Source organism: Salinigranum rubrum (assembly GCF_002906575.1).
GTDB classification, from domain to species: Archaea; Halobacteriota; Halobacteria; order Halobacteriales; family Haloferacaceae; genus Salinigranum; species Salinigranum rubrum.
The window spans coordinates 159,009-176,319 of sequence record NZ_CP026309.1 but is presented as its reverse complement, the minus strand read 5'-3'; the positions used below and the strand labels follow the sequence as shown (position 1 = coordinate 176,319).

Sequence of the window (17,311 nt, the reverse complement as noted above, 5' to 3'; positions counted from 1 at the left end):
ATCAGCGTGTGGGGCATAATCCCGGGGGACACCGTTCACGACTGCCGTCCGATATCGAGGCGCGAGAGCATCGTCGGGGCAGTTCGGGGCTGGTGTGGGGCGTCCCCAACCGGGTGGGTCAGGTCTCCCCGACGCGAAGCGGGTTACGGTCCGTGGGAAGCCCCGATTCGTCGCTCACGCGGGTCGAAGCCGAGCGACGGGCGCGTCACCGGCGTCGACAGCGAGATACAGGTGTCCGGTGTCGGGCGCTTCCGCGACTGTCCGAATCCGCCAGCCGCGGTCGGTCAGCAGCCGCTCGGCGGGGCTCGCCTCGCGGCCATCGACAGTGAAGCGCCCGAGCGCCCGCGAGGCGAGGCCGCCGACGAACAGCTGCCCCTCCCAGGCGGGGAACGCGGTTCCCGAGCAGAACGTCATCCCGCCGGGCGGGAAGCCGCCGCTCCCGCACGGCCAGGTGTACGCCGGGGCGACGACGTCGTCGCGGTCGCTGTGGGAGACGCCGATGGGCCGTCCGCTCCCGTAAGTGCAGCCCTCGTCGGCGACGGGCCACCCGTAGTTACCCCCACGACGGAGCACGTTGAGTTCGTCGCCGTCCTGCTCGCCGTACTCGCTCTCCCAGAGCGCACCGGTCTCGGGGTGGACGGTCAGCCCCTGCGGGTTTCGGTGGCCGTAGCTGTAGATGGCGTCCCGCGCCGCCGAATCGTCGACGAACGGGTTGTCATCGGGAATCGAACCGTCGGCCTCGAATCGAAGAACGGAGCCGTGTTCTGTCGTCAGGTCCTGTGCGGTGTGGTCGGGGCCGAAGTCCTTGAACTGGCGGTCGCCGACCGTCACGTACAGTCGCTCGTCGGCGTCGAACGCCATCCGCGATCCGTAGTGGCCGGCCGACTCGACGAACGGCTCCGCGGCGTGGAGGAGTTCGAACCCGCGGAGACGGGCGTTTTCGGCGTCCAAGCGCCCGCGACCGACGTGTGTCGTGGAGGCTCCGTCCGACCGGGCGGCGGAGTAGGTCAGGTACACCCAGGGCTCGTCGGGGTACCGGGGGTGCAGTGTCACGTCGAGCATCCCGCCCTGCCCGCGCGCGAACACCTCGGGCGTCCCCGAAACCACCTCGACAGCACCCGAGTCGCGGTCGACGAGAGCCAGCCGTCCAGCCCGCTCGGTGACCAAGAGTCTGGTGTCGTCGGGGAGGAATGCAAGCGCCCAGGGGTGTTCGAACCCGGAAGCGACCGTCTCGACCGCGTACGACGAGGCGTCGGTCGCTCCGGTGGGGGGTGCGTCAGTCCCTGTGACCGAGTCCGTCGTCGGTTCAGTAGTGGTCTGGGTTCGGTCCGCGGTGGGGGTCCCCATACAGCCGGTGGCGGCACCGCTGGCCGCCAGGCCGACCAACGAGAGGTACTGTCGGCGGTTCATCTCGGTAGCCGGGTCTCGGGGTCGGACGGATATCAACTGCGTGGCGCGGAGGACGACCGACGAGGCGGGCGACGGTCAGTCGTGCGGGAGGGTCGCGACGAAATCGACGAACGTCGTGCCGTCACGGAGCGGGGGGACCGTGGCCGAACAGCATCGGGTCGGGGTCGGCGGCGATTCCCGTCGTCGGAGAACGACCCCCAGACTCACGGCTGGAGCGGACGAAGAACGTTCATGAGAGTTCGCAGCGTCCTCGTCAGCCTTCTCGCCGGCGTCGTCGTCTTCATCCTCGGAACCGTCCTCGTGACCGAGGCACTCGGGCCGTACGTCTGGCCGTCGCTCATGGTCGGTCTTGTCGCCGGGGCAGTCGTGGGGGCGCTCGCAGCGGCGCTCGTCTGGCATCGCGGACGAGACGGAACGGCGCGGAGCGGCGAAGCGAACGGCTGAGCGGCGGCCCGTCGTGGGGAGAGCGGTGGCGGACGAGTCCGCCGACCGACTCGTTTCGAGAGACGGGGTCGGAGTTGAGACGCCGTCTTCGAGTGGTCTAATTAAATAAATATACGGTACGGAGTCAAGCGTGTCAGTGCTCTCTGCGAAACGTGCCGCCAGCGCGGACAGACTCAGCGGTAGAGTACGGGTGTCGGCATAGAGAACCGGTGCCGCCGACTCGAGACGTGGTACGTCGAGGTGTAGAGGCCGTGTCTAAAAGAGAATGAAAGAAGGATGGAGCGAATTTATCGCATCAGTTCGATTTTCGAACTCCGAATCGGTACTCGCATCAAACGGGCTACGTCCCCGCTCGGGAGACCGGAGGGTTCCGTCCACCAGCGACGTACGCTCCGACCGTCGACCGGCCGTCGTTTCAGATCGAACCGATAGATACGGATCGTAATTTACAATTGTAATTGTATCTAATGCGGTCGATAGCGGGCGCGGGTCGCGGGTGGACGACACGCACTCGCCTCGACTCCTCCGGGACGGTCGAACGCGGAGCGTCCTGGCTGAGGCGCCGTCACCACTGCAGCACACCGACGGACACCTTTTTACATCCGCTCGTCGACCTCTCTCGTGTTAGATGGCCACGGCAGAGCGACTGATCCGCGAGACGGGAATCGTCTCGGTTCTCCGCGGGTTCTCGGCGTCCGAAACGCGCGCCGTCACGGAGACGCTCGACAGGGCGGGCGTCCGAGCGGTCGAGGTGACCGCGAACACGCCCGAGTTCGTCCCCATCCTCGACGGTCTCTCGTCGACGTACGCCGACGCCGAACTGTCTATCGGTGCCGGGACGGTGCTGGATAGGGAGACGGCGATAGCGGCGATTCGGGCAGGAGCGGAGTTCCTCGTGACCCCGACGTTCGACGCCGGCGTCGTCGAAGCCGGGAACGCGCGCGGCGTCCCCACCGTGGTCGGTATCGCGACGCCGACGGAAGCCGCCGAGGCGTTCGAAGCGGGAGCCACGATGTGTAAGGTCTTCCCGGCGACGTCGCTCGGCCCCGAGTTCGTCTCCGCCGTCGGCGGTCCGCTCCCGCAGATACCGCTCGTCCCGACTGGTGGAGTAAACGAGGACAACGCCCGCGAGTTCTTCGAAGCCGGGGCCGTCGCGCTCGGAATCGGGAGCGGACTGACGCCGACGCAGGCAGTGGAAGCCGGCGACTTCGAGGAGATATTCGAGCGTGCGACGGCGCTTCTCGAACTCGCCGAGGAGTACACTACCACTCGGTGACGCTGCCGTCGTCGTGTCGCCAGACGGGGTTGTGCCAGTCGACCTCGCCCGCCCGCGCCTCGACGACGGATTCGTCGATATCGACGCCGAGACCGGCCCCGTCCGGAAGGTCGACGTACCCGTCCTCGTACTCGAACACCGCGGGGTCCGCGAGGTAGTCGAGTACGTCGCTCCCCTCGTTGTAGTGGATGCCGAGGCTCTGCTCTTGGATGAGCGCGTTCTGACAGACGCCGTCGACCTGCAGGCAGGAAGCCAGCGCGATGGGTCCGAGCGGGCAGTGCGGCGCGAGCGCCACGTCGTACGCCTCGGCCATGTCGGCGATCTTCTTCACCTCCGTGATACCCCCCGCGTGCGAGAGGTCCGGCTGAATCACGTCGACGACGCCCTGCTCGAAGAGGCGCTTGAACTCCCACCGCGAGAACATTCGCTCGCCGGTCGCAATCGGCGTCGAGGTGTGCGCGGCGATTTCGGTCAGGGCCTCGTCGTGTTCGGGCAGCACCGGTTCCTCGACGAACATCGGGTCGTACGGGTCGAGTTTCTCTGCGAGTCGTTTCGCCATCGACTTCGCGACCCGCCCGTGGAAGTCGACGCCGATGTCGACTTCCGGACCGACCCGCTCGCGGACCTCGCGGATGCGGTCGACGGCGTTCTGCACCGTGGCGGGGTTCTCGACGCGCCGGAACTCCGGCGTCGCGTTCATCTTCAGCGCCGAGAAGCCCTGGTCGACTTTCTCGGCCGCGGCGTCGCCGACGTCGGCCGGTCGGTCCCCGCCGACCCACTGGTAGACCCGTATCTTCTCCCGAACGGGTCCGCCGAGGAGTTCGTACACGGGCGCGTCGAACGCCTTGCCCCGCAGGTCCCACAGCGCCTGGTCGATGCCCGCGATGGCGCTCATCAGGACGGGTCCGCCGCGGTAGAAGCCGCCGCGATACATCGCCTGCCAGTGGTCCGAGACGGGGTGGGGGTCCTCGCCGAGGAGGTACGTCTCCATGAGTTCCTCGACCGCCCCGCGAACCGTGTGCGCGCGGCCCTCGACGACCGGTTCGCCCCAGCCGACGCGCCCGTCGCTCGTCTCGACGCGGAGGAACAGCCACCGCGGCGGCACCTCGTACAGTTCGTAGTCGGTGATGCGTGGCACGGTGGTTACTCCCGGGCGGTGCTGTTCGTGTCGAACAGCGGTCGTTCAGTTCGCATATCTCGGTCGCCCTGTTCGCACAGCCGTGGTTTGTACGTTTCCCCCACAACGCCGAGCGCAGGGTGACCGCAAGCCAGACCGGTCACGCCCGACCGGAGTCGGTGAGGAGGAAGACGTCGGTGTCCCGGACGCCGATCAGACGATGCGGTGGCTCGGTTCGGACCCGTCGACGAGGGCGGCCAGGTCCTCGGCGACGATACGCGGCCCGTTGGTCACCGCGTCGCGGGTCGATCCGGCGGTGTGCGGCGAGAGGATCACCTGGTCCATCCCGACGAGGGGGTGATCGCTCCCGATGGGTTCGGTCTCGAACACGTCGAGCGCGGCACCGGCGATTTCCCCCCGCTGGAGCGCGTCGACGAGCGCGTCCTCGTCGACGAGGCCGCCGCGCGCGGAGTTGACGAGGATGGCGGACTCTCGCATCGTCGCGAACGACTCCGCGTCGAGCAGGTGGGCCGTCTCGTCGGTGAGTCGGGCGTGGAGCGTCACGGCATCAGCCCGGGAGAGCAGGTCGTCGAGGTCGGTCGGTTCGACGCCTCGTTCCTCGAACGTCTCCGGGTCCTGGTAGGGGTCGTACGCGAGGAGGTCCGCGCGGAACCCGCTGAGACGGCGAGCCACCTCCTGCCCGATGTTGCCGAAGCCGACGATGCCGACCGTCATCTCCTCGATGTCCCGCGGGAGGCGGGCGGGGTCGAACACCTGCGCCCACTCGCCGTCGTGGAGGTTCGCGTTGTGGTGGGGGATGGCTCTGACTTTCGAGAGCAGGAGGCTCACCGCGTAGTCCGAGACGGCGTTCTTGTTCCGCCCGGGGGCGTGGAGCACCGTCACTCCACGTTCCTCGGCGGTCGCGACATCGACGTTCTCCGTGCCGCCGCGGGCACAGCCGACGACCGACAGCGGCGCGGACTCGATGACCGACGCGGACACCGGAGCCTTGTGGACGATCAGGACGTCCGCACCGGTCCGTTCTAGCTCCGCTTCGATGGACGAGGTGTCGTACGAGGCGGGGCCGCGCGACTCCATCTCCATCGTCACCTCCCGAAAGCGTTCCGCGGAGAGGTCGCCCCGCCAGTCCATCCGCGCGAGTTCGACGCCGCGGTCTTCGAGGAACGCCGCGCTCTCGTGCATGTACTCGCTCGGCTGCTGGGGGTCGCCACAGAGCAACACCTTATCCACTTGCATCGGCCCCCGGTTTCTCTCCGACCCGTTTCAACTTTTCCCACACCGCGACGTGCTGGTCGACCGCCGTCTCGAACAGGTCACGAATCGTCCGGTACGACGCCGTCCGAGCCTCGTCCGGCCGGTAGCGTCGGTCGGGGTCGACGGTACGCTCGACGGCCGTCGCGTGGTCGTCGTAGAGGCCGACCGCGAGCCCGGCGCAGATGGCGACGCCCCGCGCCCCCATCTCCTCGCCCGCGGGGACGACGACGCGCTCGCCGAGCACGTCCGCGAACAGTTGGCTCCAGACGGCGCTCTTCGCGCCGCCGCCGCCGAGTCGAACGTCCGTGAGGCCGTCGTCGCCCGCCAGTTCCAAGAGGCGGTTGCTCAACGAGAGCGCGACCCCTTCGTAGATAGCCCGGAGCATCTCCGCCCGGGTGTGGTCTTCGGTGAGTCCGACGAAGCTCCCCCGGGCGTTCGGGTGGTCGGTCGACCCGCGGAGATACGGGAGGAACACCAGCCCGTTCGAACCCACGGGTACCTCGTCGACCCGTTCGTTCGCTCGCGCGTACCGGTCGACGTCGCTTTCGGCTGTCCAGTCGCCGCAGCACTCGTCGAGGAACCAGTCGGCCGCCGCCGCCGCCGAGCGCGTCCCGCGGTACCGGAGCCACCCGTCCCGGAGGAACCGCCGGGTGAGCCCGTCCGTCTCGAAACTCCGTTCGAGATCGTCGGTGAGGTAGATGCTCTGCCCCCACGTGCCGACGATGAGAGTCCCCTGCCCGGGGCGGTGCGCTCCCGCGCCGAGCGCCACCGCGCCGACGTCGTGGAGTCCCGACGCGACGGGCGTTCCGGCGTCGAGTCCGGTCCGCTCGGCCGCCGCCGGCGTCACCTCCCCGCACGCCTCCCAACTGGGCACTACCGGGGGAAGGGCGTCGACGCAGTCGTCGAGGCCCAGGAGTTCGAACACCTCAGTCGAGTACTCGTCGCGTGCGAGGTCGAAGAAGACGCTCGCCTCCGTCTCGTCGGTCGACACCTCGTCGGTGAGGCGGTACTTGAGGTAGTCCTTGCAGAAGAGGATGCGGTCGATGGCGTCGTACGCCGCGGGCTCTTCGCGCTTCAGCCACCCGAGGAGGCTCAGGGGGTCCGCGACGAACGGCTCGTAGCCGGTGATGGACTGGACGTCGGAACAGCGCCCGGCGTCGTCCCACGCGTCGACGACGTCGGCGGCACGGCTGTCGAGCGAGGTGATGCCCGGTCGGACGAGGTCACCGTCGGCGTCGAGGGCGTACAGTCCGTGACCGTGGCCGGCGACGCCCACGCCGGCGATGCGGTCAGCATCGACCTCCGGCGAACGGGTGACCTCCTCGACGACGTCGCAGGTGACGTCCCAGAACTCGTCGCCGTCGCGTTCGACGCGGTCCGGGCCGGCGTCGACGTTGGGCGACGAGCGAGCGGCGACGGCGAGTTCGCGGCCGTCGGCGTCGAAGACGGCCGCCTTGATGTTCGTCAGGCCGGCGTCGATACCGACGAGGAGAGGATGAGTCGGCTCCATCGGATTCAACGGAACTGGCTCTCCCCGGCGGAGCCGGAGAGTTCGGCGACGTCGACCATCACGTCGGCGATGCGTTCGCGGATGTCTCCGCAGACCCGGTGGGGGGTGAACGTCGCCTTGTCCGGCGACCAGTCGGTGTCGGCGAAGAACCCCTGGCGGTCGTCGTCGACACCCGCCGGGGGGACGATGGCGGACTCGTTCTCTCTGTAGAAATCGCAGGCGGTCCGGGCGAACTCGTACTGGTAGCGCGTGTTCTTGTTCAGTTTGCAGACGCCGGTGCTGAGGAGGTCACGCACCTGGTCGTCCGACAGGCCCGACGAACCGTGGACGACCAGCGGGGTGTCGAGGCCGTGGTCGGCGAGCGCGTCGCCCACCGAGCGGGCGATGTCCGGCCGGAGTTCGAGGTCACGGCCCTTCGAGACGCCGTGTTCGGTCCCGATGGAGACGGCGAGGAGGTCACAGCCCGTGCGGTCGACGAACTCGACGGCCTCTTCGGGGTCTGTGTAGTACGCCTCCGTCGTCTCGACGCCGCCCTCCATCCCTTTTATCATGCCCAGTTCGGCCTCGACGAGCATGTCGGCGTCGTGGGCGTCGACCAGTTCGACCGCCCGACGCGTCCGCTCGACGTTCTCCTCGAACGGTTCGTGCGAGGCGTCGACCATAATCGAGGAGGGAATCCCGGACTCGACACAGGCGCCGAGGAACTCTCGGTCCTCGGCGGGGACGTGGTCGACGTTCAGGAAGACGCCCACGTCGGCCGCCTCGCCGAGTTTCCGGGCGGTCAGTCCGAGAATCTCCAGTCCGACTCGTGGGTCACCCCGCCCGGCGAACGCCGCCGAGTCCCGCTTCACCTGGAGCACGAGGTCCGACCGGGCCCGCTCGGCCCCCTCGACCAGCCCCGTCATGATGTTCGTCTCCGTGACGTTGCTGGCGACGAAACCGTACCCCTGTTCTCGCGCGCGGGCGTACGCAGTCGACAGCTCTGAACCGCTCGCGTATGGCATCGTCTCTCTGTCCCCCGTCACACCGAAATACGTGTCGAAACCGATCATCTCACGAACGTGACCGCTCGCGCGACTCCCTTCCGGTTCGGGGGCGGTTCGACGAGAAGCGACGGAGAAAAGCGCCTCGTACCGTTATCAGACCTCGACGACGCCGTTTTCGAGCGACCCGACCTCGTCGAGTTCGATGTGGACTTCGTCGCCGGCTTCGAGCGTGAACTCCTCGCCGGGGACGAGCGCGGTGCCGGTCAGGAGGACCGAAAGCTCCGGAACCGCGTTGTGTCGCGTCAGATACGAGGTGAGTTCGTCGACGGTTTTCACCATTTCGGCGGTGTTCGTCGACTCGTCGTAGAGGACGTCGCCGTCGCGCGTGATTTGCATCGACAGTTCGAGCGCGTGTGGGTCGCCGACGGTCTCGGGGGAGGCGACGCAGGGACCGAGCGCACAGCAGCGGTCGTACACCTTCGCCTGCGGGAGGTACAGCGGGTTCTTCCCCTCGATTGAGCGACTGCTGACGTCGTTACCGATGGTGTAGCCGACGGGGTCCCCGCGGTAGAGGACGACGCCGAGTTCCGGTTCGGGCACGTCCCACTCCGAGTCGCCCCGGACGCCGACGGCTTCGCCGGGACCGACCGTTCGGGAAGGGGTTGCTTTGAAGAATATCTCCGGCCGTTCGCCCTCGTACACGTCGAGGTAGACGTCGGGCATCCCGCTCTCGGCCTCCCGCGCCTGCTCGCTGATCTCGTAGGTGACGCCGGCGGCCCACACCTCGTCCGGGGTGACCGGCAACGCCACTCGTCCTTCGAACGTTTCGGGCGAGAGACGGTCGGCGTCGGCGAGCAGTCCCGACGCGACGTCGTCGACGCCCCGGTCGGTGATGTGGGCCGTCCGGGCGAGGTCGGTGAACGTCCGGACGCTCTCGTTCGCGCTGGAGAGGTCGTACACGTCGTCCCCGTCGCGCGCGACGAGCGAGGAGGCCGAGCGCTCCGTTCCCGAGAGCAGGTAGTATCGCATAGTGTGGCGTCCCTTTCGAACACTCGTATATAATGGTTGGCACGGGTGCTGCGCTCGGGGTCCCGTGGCGAGCGACGCAGTCGTCGGTCCGTCCGGGGGCTCAGTCGACGGTCCGGACCCCGTGTTCGAGCGTCGGAATCCCCTCGATGTCGACGGCGACGTGGTCCCCGTCCGAGAGCGGGCCGACCCCCTCTGGGGTTCCGGTCAGGATGACGTCGCCCGGTTCGAGCGTCATGTACGTCGTGATCTCCTCGATCAGTTCGGGGACGCTGAAGATGAAGTCGGCCCGCGAGGAGTCCTGTTTCACCTCGCCGTTGACGCGGAGGCTGATCCGTGCGTCGTCCGGGACTTCGTCGGGCGTGGAGACGACGGGACCGAGCGGCGCGCTGTTGTCGAACGCCTTCCCGCGGATCCAGTTCTGTTCGACCTCCTGGTCGTCGCGGTTCGAGACGTCGTTGACGCAGGTGAAGCCCGAGACGACGTCCATGGCGTGGTCCCGAGAGACGTTCCGACACTGGTCCCCGACGACGACGCCCAGTTCGGCCTCGTAGTCGACCCGTTCTTTGCCCGCCGGAAGCGTCACCGTACTGCCCGGCGCGGCGACGGCGTTCGGTCCCTTCAGGAACAGGAGGGGTCGGTCGGGAATCTCCATCCCCGACTCCTCGGCGTGTTTCTCGTAGTTCAGTCCGACACAGACGATTTTGCTCGGCTCACACGGCGCGAGGAGGTCGACGGCGTCGGCGTCGAACGTCTCGCCGCCGAACTCGACGCTGCCGTCGTTCCACTGGCCGGTCCGGACGCTGCCCGCGGGGTCACGAAAACGCGCGTGATGCATACCGCACGCATCCGACGCGACCGACAAAACGTTTCGCCTCGTGTCAACGTTCCGGGCCGAGGGCCGCCGCGAGCAAGAGAGGCTCGCGCGCAACGAAAGGTTGAATATCGGACTGATACCACGTACCACAGAACGGGTCGCCGATGGACGCAAACCAGCACACAGCGAGCGTACGAAGGGGTATTGTGAGTCGGGAACGAGTGCAGCGTCACCGGGTGGCCGGGACGCTCCTCGCCAGCGAGGCGCTCGAACCGACATCCGGCCTCCGGAGACCCCGACGATGAAAGTCGTCGTCACCGACTACGACTTCCCGGACCTGGCGCTCGAACGGGAACTGGCCGCCGAGGCGGGCGTCGAACTCGCGGCCGCGCAGGCGCGGACGCCGGCGGAAGTCGTCGAGGCGGCCGAGGGGGCCGACGCGCTCCTCGTGCAGTACGCACAGGTCGACAGGTCGGTGTTCGAGGCGCTGGACCTCACGGCGGTCGGCCGGTACGGCATCGGCGTCGACAGCGTCGACCTCGACGCGGCCACGGAGCACGGCGTCCGCGTGCTCAACGTCCCGGCGTACTGTCTCGACGAGGTGTCGACGCACGCGTTCGCGCTGCTTCTCGCCTGCGTCCGGAAGGTCGCGCGCTACGACCGTGAGATTCGCGACGGACGCTGGGACTGGACCGTCGCGAAGCCCATCCACCGCTTCGGCGGGGGGACGCTGGGCCTCGCGGGGTTCGGGAAGATACCGCGCGAACTCGGTCGACGCGCCAGCGCGTTCGACCTCGACGTGATCGCCTACGACCCCTACGTCGACGCCGACGAGATGGCCGACCACGGCGTCACGAAGGTCGACTTCGACGCGTTGCTCGACCGCTCGGACTTCGTCTCCGTCCACGTCCCACTCACGGACGAGACGCGCCACCTGTTCGACGCGCGGGCGTTCGAGCGAATGAACGACGATGCGATCATCGTGAACACCTCCCGGGGCGCGACCGTCGACGTCCGGGCGCTCCACGACGCGCTTCGAGATGAGGAACTCGCCGGGGCGGGTATCGACGTGATGCCCGAGGAACCGCCGGAGTACACCGCGCTGTTCGACCGCGACGAGGTGGTCTGTACCCCACACGTCGCGTGGTACTCCGAGGAGTCGTACGAGGAACTCCGACGGACGGTGACCCGGGACGTCCTCGGCGTCCTCCGCGGCGACGACCCCGAACACCTGGTGAACACCGCGGTCGACGGGTAGCGCACGGCGAGGGAGAGCGTCGTTCCCCGCGTGCGCCTATAATGAACAAACGTTTTGTATTATCGTTTTCAACAGTGGTGTGGCATGGCAACGAACGCGGGGAACACGATCGGGGCGCTGGGGACGTCGTTACAGATACTCGAGACGCTGAAAGAGCGGGGGGGTGCCGGGGTGACGGAGCTCTCGAACACGCTCGGCCTGCCGAAGAGCACGGTGTACAGTCACCTCCGAACGCTGCGCGAACACGAGTACGTCATCAAAGAGGGCGACCGCTACTGTCTCTCGCTTCGCTTTCTCGACTTCGGCGAGCACACGCGCGACCGGATGCGCATCTACGAGGTCGCCCGGCCCGAGGTGGACTCGCTCGCCGAGGACACGGGCGAACTGGCGAACCTCCTCGTCGAGGAGAACGGGCAGGGCGTCTATCTCTACCGCGCGAAGGGGGCACAGGCGGTGAGCCTCGACACCCACGCCGGGATGCGGGTCGGCCTCCACTGCACCTCGCTCGGGAAGGCAGTTATGGCGCACCTCCCCGCCGAGCGCGTCGACGAGATAGTCGACCGGTGGGGCCTGCCCGCCCGGACGGCCGAGACCATCACGTCCCGGGAGGAACTCGACGAGGAACTCGCGCGTATCAGAGAGCGCGGCTACGCCCACGACAACGGCGAACGGCTCTCGGGGCTCCGCTGCATCGCCGCGCCCATCACCGACGCCGACGGACACGCCATCGGGGCCATCAGCGTCGCGGGGCCGACCAGCCGAATGAAGGGCGAGCGGTTCGAGTCGGAGATTCCAGAGCGCGTGATGAGCGCCGCGAACGTCACGGAACTCAACCTCACGTACTCGTAACGACCGACTCGACTCCCAGGGAACGCCCGACCGGTCTCCCCGTTCCTGCCGTTCTTCGGCTCTCTCCGCTCCCTCGACGCGTGTGTCCTCGAGGTGCCGTTCCGCCGACTCCCAACTCCCCTCGACGAGGCCGACGAGACGGCTACATCGACGGGCCGATGCGCGTGATGGCGAACTCCGTCAGCCCGTGGGCCTCCGCTCGGGTGGGTTCGCCGTCCGCGACGTCGAGGAGCGTTTCGAGCAGGTCGTTCACCTCCGACGCCGTCGCGTCGACGTCGATGTCGTTCGGGAGCGCGGCGGCGGTCCCGGGGTCGCCGGTCACCTTGACGACGGGGACGAGCGGGTGGCCGGCGATGATGCCGTCGCCGGTGACGTGGACGACGACGTTCGCGCCGGCGGCGGCGAGCGCGGTCGTCGCCTCGGCGAATCGCGACGGGGCGTCGACGACCGCCAGCCCCTCCGCGAGCGTGCTGCGCTCGCCGTAGCACAACACCTCCGAGACGGTGCGGTCGCCCCACGCCCCGGTCGCCACCTCGAACGAGTGGTTCCGCGCGAACCGGCCGACCCGCGTCGCGCGGTCCGGGTGTCCCTCGTGTCTGTCGAGGAGGTCTTCGAGCGCCGGGCGTGCGGCGTCGGCCGTGGCGTCGCGCGCCGCCTCGGGGTGGGCGGTGAGTCGCTCACAGCCGGCGACGACGACGCGACCGCCGGCGGCGACCACGGCACGGGCCGCCTCGCTGACGAGCGGATCCGCCCGTTCGACGGTCGAGGCGTCGAGGTCGCTGGAGACGACGCCGAGCGTCACCTCGCTCAGGTCGGCGGGCGTGCGCTCAGTGCGTCGTGACGCCACGAGTTCGCGCGCCGCCTCGACGCCCGCCTCGACGCACTCGTCGGTCCCGCCGACGCCCTGTATCGACAGCTCGCGCACCGTGACGCCGAGGTCGGTGAGGGCGGTGGCGACGTCGGCGCTCTGGACCTCCTCGCAGCCGAGGCCGACGACGACCACTCCGGCGACGTTCGGGTTCTGCGCGAGCGAGAGGAACGTCCGCCGGGTCTGTTCGTTGTCCGCGCCGAGCTGTGCGCAGCCGTGGTCGTGCGGCGTCGCGACCGCACCGTCGACGCGCTCGGCGATGCGCTCGGCGACGAAGTGCGAGCAGATGACCGACGGTAAGACGAGGACGTGGTCGCGAACCCCGACGCCGCCGTCGTCCCGGGAGACGCCCTGGAAGGTGCGCCGCGTGACGGTCGGCGCGCTCACGCCGTCTCACCCCGTTTCGCGGCCCGGTCACCCCGGCCGCGCGTGCTCTCGCAGTTGTGCGTGTGGACCCACTCGCCCGTGTCGATACGCGCCGTCGCCGTGCCGATGACCTCCCCGTACTTCCGGACGGCGTCTCCCGGTTCGTGTGCCGCCAGGGCGACCTTGTGCCCGAACGGGACGTCCTCACTGAGAACGACCCGTTCGCCGTCGTAGTCGAGTTCGGTGTCGGCGGTGAGGTCGTCGACGGCCGTCCCGACGGTGTCGTCGTCGCTCATGAGCAACACCCTGTCGTCGAGGACGCGACCCTTCATGCGCTGGCCCCCTCGCGCTCGCTGAGTTCCTCCGGCTGAATCTCGTTGATAGCGAACTCCTCCAGCCGACGGCGTTCGGCCTCGGTCCGTCGGCCGTCGGCCACGTCGACGAGCGTCTCGAACACCCGCCCGCCGACGGCGTCGATGGACTCGCCGTCGAACACCGTCCCGGCGTTGACGTCCATGTTGTTCGACATCCGCGACCAGGTCTTCGGGTTCCCCGTCACCTTGATCACCGGCGCGATGGGGTTGCCGGTCGTGCTCCCGCGACCGGTGGTGAACGCGACGACCTGCGCGCCGCCGGCGACTTTGCCGACGACGCTCTCGACGTCGTACCCGGGGGTGTCCATGAGGACGAGGCCGCCGCCGACCGGCAGGTCCTCCGCGTAGTCGACGATGCCGCGGACGGGCGACGTGCCGCCCTTCGAGATGGCGCCGAGGCTCTTCTCCTCGATGGTCGTCAGTCCGCCCTCCTGGTTACCCGGCGTCGGCTGCGCGCCGCGGAGGTCGACCCCCATCAGTTCGGCCATCCCCTCCCGCGCGTCGACGCGTTCGAGGAGCCGAGCGCGCGTCTCGTCGTCGACGCAGCGCTCGGCGAGGATGTGCTCGGCGCCGATGAACTCCGGCGTCTCGCTGAAGCAGGCGGTGCCGCCGGCCTCGACGAGGCGGTCGCAGGCGGAGCCGACCGCGGGGTTCGCCGCGATGCCGCTCGTCGCGTCGCTGCCGCCGCACTCGACGCCGAAGACGAGTTCGGAGACGTCCGCCTCCTCGCGTCGGGCCCGCTCGGCCTCGTCGTTGAGCCGCGAGAGGCGGTCCGCTCCCTCCGCGAGCGCGCTCTCCGTCCCGCCGGCCTCGCGGATGCAGAGCGTCTCGGTCGGTGTCCCGCTTCCGGCGATGCGGTCCGCCAGGTCCTCGATTTCGATGTCCTCGGTCCCGAGTTCGACGAGCAGCGCCGCGCCGACGTTCGGGTTGCGGCCGATGCCGGCGAGCACGCGCTCGGTCTGTCGCTGTGCCGGCTCCGGCTGGCTCGTCCCGAGCTGGTGTGGGGTCGCGCGCGCCCACGCGCCAGCCTCGCGGGCGACCGCCGACGCCACCGCCGACGCGGCGACCGACGTCGGAATCACCGCGACGTGGTTCCGGACACCGACACGACCGTCTGATCGTCGGTATCCCCTGAACGTGTGTCCCATGCGTACACTCCACTCGTACAGATATGTTAACCTTTCCCCCCCACGCTCCGACCGGTGAATCGGAGCGTGCCCGCGACCGGTGGCACGGTCGCGTACGGTCGCCCACGACCCCGAAGAGCGCGAATCCAGCCCCCTCGATCAGACGCGCGTCGTTCCCGACACGCTCGTGCGATGTGTGCTCTGTGTGTCTCGCGTGCGTCCCGGTTCTCGCGTGCCTCGTTAGGACGACACGAGGGGTTTTTGCCACCCCTCGCCGAACCGTGTCCGCATGACTCTGACGGGACTCGTCGTTGCGGACGACCTGACCGGGGCGTCGGACACGGGCCACGAGTTCGCCGCGCGCGGCTGTCGCACGCTCGTCTCGACGGGGGGCGAACACGAGGCGGACACGGACGTCCTCGTCGTCGACACCGATTCCAGGTACGAACCGCCGGAGGTGGCAGCGACCGCCGTCCGGGACGCCATCGCCGGGGGCGAGCACGCGTTCGTCTACAAGAAGGTCGACTCGACGCTCAGGGGGAACCTCGTGAGCGAAGTCGACGCCGCGCTCGACGCGACCGGTGCGGCCCTCGCGCTGGTCGCCCCCGCGTCGCCGCGGAACGGTCGGACGACCGCCGAGGGCTACCACCTCGTCGACGGCAGGCTCGTGACGGACACCGACGCCGGTGCCGACCCGGACAAGCCGGTCGAGACGGCACACCTCCCCACGCGGTTCGCCGACTCCGCGTACCGGGTGAGTCGACTCGGCACAGAGTGCGTCGCCGCCGGGAGCGACGCCGTCGAGTCCTCGCTCACGCGAACAGCGGGAGACGAGGAGGGGCCGACGGTCGTCGTCGCGGACGCCACGCACGAGCGACACCTCGCCGCCCTCGCCGAGGGGGCGGCACGGACCGCGTGCGACGTGCTGTACGTCGGGAGCGCCGGCCTCGCGCGGTACGTCGAGACGCCCGCCCCGACCGACGGCGGACCCGAACCAGTGGACGAGCGCGACCGGAGCGTCCTCTGCGTCGTCGGGAGCACGAGTCCGACGACGCGCGAGCAACTGCGCGCACTCCCCGAGGGCGCGCTCGTCCCGCTCGACCTCGCGACGGCCGTCTCCGACCCCGACGCGGCGAGTTCGGCCGCGGCGACCGCCTGCGCCGACAGACTCGCGTCGCCGGGACTCGCGGTCCTCACCTCGGCACCGGACGCCGACGCGGCCGACCGCGCGATTCGGGCGGGGCGCGACCGCGGCCTCGACGGGGCGACGGTTCGCTCGCGGGTCGGGAGGGCGCTCGGCGGGGCCGTCGAGCGACTGTGGACCGACGATCCGCCCGAATCGCTGTTCGTCACCGGCGGGGCCGTCGCGTCGGACGTCCTCTCCCGCCTCGGCGCGACGGGCGTGGCACTCTCCGGGGAGGCCGTCGAGGAGGGTATCCCGCTGGGGCGCGTCGCCGGCGGCGTCGCCGACGGCGTCCCGGTCGTCACCAAGGCCGGCGCGTTCGGCGGCCCGGGGGCAATACGTAAGTGCGCCGTCCGTCTTGGGGGACGTGATGACCTCAGGTAAGCCGCTCGTCGCCGTCACCATGGGCGATCCGGCGGGTATCGGCGCGGAAGTGGCGGTGAAGGCGTACCGCGACGCCGTCGCGTTCGCTCGGATCGTCGTCGTCGGCGACGCCGACGTGGTTCGCCGCGCGGTCGAGACCTGCGGCGTCTCGCTCGATGTGAGGGTCGTCGCGGACGGCGACCTCGACGGGGTCGACGACGACCCGGACACGCTCGCGGTGGTCGACTGCGACAACGTCGCGGACCTCGCGTACGGCGACCTGCGCGCCGAGTACGGCGCGGCCAGCCTCGAATACGTCGAGCGGGCCATCGACCTCGCCGTCGCGGGCGACGTCGACGCCATCGCCACCGCGCCCATCAACAAGCAGGCGACGCGGCTCGCCGGGAGCGACCACGCCGGCCACACCGGCCTGCTCGCCGAGCGCACGGGGGTCGAGAACTACTCGATGATGCTCATCGAGGAGGACCTCCGCGTGACCCACGTGAGCACCCACGTCCCCCTGCGGGAGGCGTGCGACCTCGTGACGACCGACCGGGTGCTCGACACCATTTCCGTGACCGACGAGGCGCTCGTCGAACTCGGCGTCGACGAGCCCCGGATCGCCGTCGCGGGGTTGAACCCCCACGCCGGCGACGGCGGCCTGCTGGGCGAGGAGGACGACGCCGAGATCGCCCCGGCGGTCGAGCGCGCCCGCGCGGAGGGCATCGACGCGGTCGGTCCGATGTCGCCCGACACGGTGTACGGCTCCGCCGCGCGCGGCGAGTTCGACTGCGTCGTCTCCATGTACCACGACCAGGGACACATCCCGCTGAAGATGCTCGGGTTCGACGCGAGCGGGGGCGTCAGCGGCGTCAACATGACCATCGGCCTGCCCATCGTTCGAACGAGCGTCGACCACGGGACGGCGTTCGACATCGCCGGCGAGGGTGTCGCCAGCGAGACGAGCATGGTCGACGCGGTGAGAGTCGCGGCGAGCGTCGCTCGCGACCGACAGGCCGCCGCAGACGGTGTCTCGACCACCGACTGACCAAACGACTAACT

At 69.3% G+C, this 17,311-nt stretch carries 16 protein-coding genes; 6 read left to right on the top strand and 10 right to left on the bottom strand.

Going from position 1 to position 17,311, the window contains the following annotated elements:
• Nucleotides 1-174: 174 nt before the first annotated feature.
• The gene (locus C2R22_RS00840) at nt 175-1,410 is read right to left on the bottom strand and encodes a PQQ-dependent sugar dehydrogenase (protein ID WP_103423889.1); all 1,236 of its coding nucleotides are present in this window, start codon (nt 1,408-1,410) and stop codon (nt 175-177) included.
• Between the two features lie 231 nt (nt 1,411-1,641).
• On the opposite strand from C2R22_RS00840, the gene C2R22_RS24735 reads away from it, so the two are divergent.
• Together C2R22_RS24735 and C2R22_RS00830 are read left to right on the top strand one after the other, a co-directional pair.
• Nucleotides 1,642-1,854: a hypothetical protein gene (locus tag C2R22_RS24735; protein WP_162562319.1), complete on the top strand. Its 213-nt coding sequence runs from the start codon at nt 1,642-1,644 to the stop codon at nt 1,852-1,854.
• 628 nt (nt 1,855-2,482) lie between these two features.
• Nucleotides 2,483-3,130, top strand: coding sequence for a bifunctional 4-hydroxy-2-oxoglutarate aldolase/2-dehydro-3-deoxy-phosphogluconate aldolase (locus C2R22_RS00830; protein ID WP_103423887.1), 648 nt, complete (start codon nt 2,483-2,485; stop codon nt 3,128-3,130).
• Here C2R22_RS00830 and dgoD read toward each other — a convergent pair.
• The 6 genes from dgoD to C2R22_RS00800 form a co-directional block, all read right to left on the bottom strand.
• Entirely contained in the window at nt 3,117-4,268 is a 1,152-nt protein-coding gene (dgoD, locus tag C2R22_RS00825) for a galactonate dehydratase (RefSeq protein ID WP_103423886.1), read from the bottom strand. The two genes, C2R22_RS00830 and dgoD, sit on opposite strands and share 14 nt — an antisense overlap.
• Before the next feature lie 192 nt (nt 4,269-4,460).
• Entirely contained in the window at nt 4,461-5,504 is a 1,044-nt protein-coding gene (locus C2R22_RS00820) for a 2-hydroxyacid dehydrogenase (protein ID WP_103423885.1), read from the bottom strand.
• Nucleotides 5,491-7,032 carry an FGGY-family carbohydrate kinase gene (locus C2R22_RS00815; RefSeq protein ID WP_103423884.1) on the bottom strand — a complete coding sequence of 514 codons (1,542 nt, stop codon included), beginning with the start codon at nt 7,030-7,032 and terminating at the stop codon, nt 5,491-5,493. The genes C2R22_RS00820 and C2R22_RS00815 overlap by 14 nt, the downstream gene beginning before the upstream one ends.
• 5 nt (nt 7,033-7,037) lie before the next feature.
• A complete protein-coding gene (gene fba / locus C2R22_RS00810; RefSeq protein WP_103427521.1) occupies nt 7,038-8,036 on the bottom strand; it encodes a class II fructose-bisphosphate aldolase in 999 nt (332 codons plus the stop codon).
• Nucleotides 8,037-8,171: 135 nt separating this feature from the next.
• Nucleotides 8,172-9,047 carry a fumarylacetoacetate hydrolase family protein gene (locus C2R22_RS00805; protein ID WP_103423883.1) on the bottom strand — a complete coding sequence of 292 codons (876 nt, stop codon included), beginning with the start codon at nt 9,045-9,047 and terminating at the stop codon, nt 8,172-8,174.
• 100 nt (nt 9,048-9,147) lie between these two features.
• On the bottom strand, nt 9,148-9,882 hold the full coding sequence (locus C2R22_RS00800; protein ID WP_103423882.1) for a fumarylacetoacetate hydrolase family protein: 735 nt from the start codon (nt 9,880-9,882) through the stop codon (nt 9,148-9,150).
• 280 nt (nt 9,883-10,162) lie between these two features.
• On the opposite strand from C2R22_RS00800, the gene C2R22_RS00795 reads away from it, so the two are divergent.
• Nucleotides 10,163-11,119, top strand: coding sequence for a C-terminal binding protein (locus tag C2R22_RS00795; RefSeq protein ID WP_103423881.1), 957 nt, complete (start codon nt 10,163-10,165; stop codon nt 11,117-11,119).
• A gap of 84 nt (nt 11,120-11,203) precedes the next feature.
• Nucleotides 11,204-11,968 carry an IclR family transcriptional regulator gene (locus C2R22_RS00790; RefSeq protein WP_103423880.1) on the top strand — a complete coding sequence of 255 codons (765 nt, stop codon included), beginning with the start codon at nt 11,204-11,206 and terminating at the stop codon, nt 11,966-11,968.
• A 142-nt stretch (nt 11,969-12,110) separates the two neighbouring features.
• Here the strand turns inward: C2R22_RS00790 and C2R22_RS00785 are convergent, their stop codons facing one another.
• The 3 genes from C2R22_RS00785 to C2R22_RS00775 are packed head-to-tail and all read right to left on the bottom strand — an operon-like array spanning nt 12,111 to nt 14,724.
• Nucleotides 12,111-13,223 carry a UxaA family hydrolase gene (locus tag C2R22_RS00785; RefSeq protein WP_103423879.1) on the bottom strand — a complete coding sequence of 371 codons (1,113 nt, stop codon included), beginning with the start codon at nt 13,221-13,223 and terminating at the stop codon, nt 12,111-12,113.
• Nucleotides 13,220-13,534, bottom strand: a complete 315-nt coding sequence (locus tag C2R22_RS00780; protein WP_103423878.1) for a UxaA family hydrolase — start codon at nt 13,532-13,534, stop codon at nt 13,220-13,222. Before C2R22_RS00780 ends, C2R22_RS00785 begins: the two co-directional genes overlap by 4 nt.
• Entirely contained in the window at nt 13,531-14,724 is a 1,194-nt protein-coding gene (locus tag C2R22_RS00775; RefSeq protein WP_103423877.1) for a UxaA family hydrolase, read from the bottom strand. Before C2R22_RS00775 ends, C2R22_RS00780 begins: the two co-directional genes overlap by 4 nt.
• A 268-nt stretch (nt 14,725-14,992) precedes the next feature.
• Between C2R22_RS00775 and C2R22_RS00770 the strand changes: the two genes are divergently transcribed.
• On the top strand, nt 14,993-16,270 hold the full coding sequence (locus C2R22_RS00770; RefSeq protein WP_103423876.1) for a four-carbon acid sugar kinase family protein: 1,278 nt from the start codon (nt 14,993-14,995) through the stop codon (nt 16,268-16,270).
• Nucleotides 16,257-17,297 carry a 4-hydroxythreonine-4-phosphate dehydrogenase PdxA gene (gene pdxA, locus C2R22_RS00765; protein WP_103423875.1) on the top strand — a complete coding sequence of 347 codons (1,041 nt, stop codon included), beginning with the start codon at nt 16,257-16,259 and terminating at the stop codon, nt 17,295-17,297. Before C2R22_RS00770 ends, pdxA begins: the two co-directional genes overlap by 14 nt.
• The last annotated feature ends 14 nt before the right edge of the window (nt 17,298-17,311 follow it).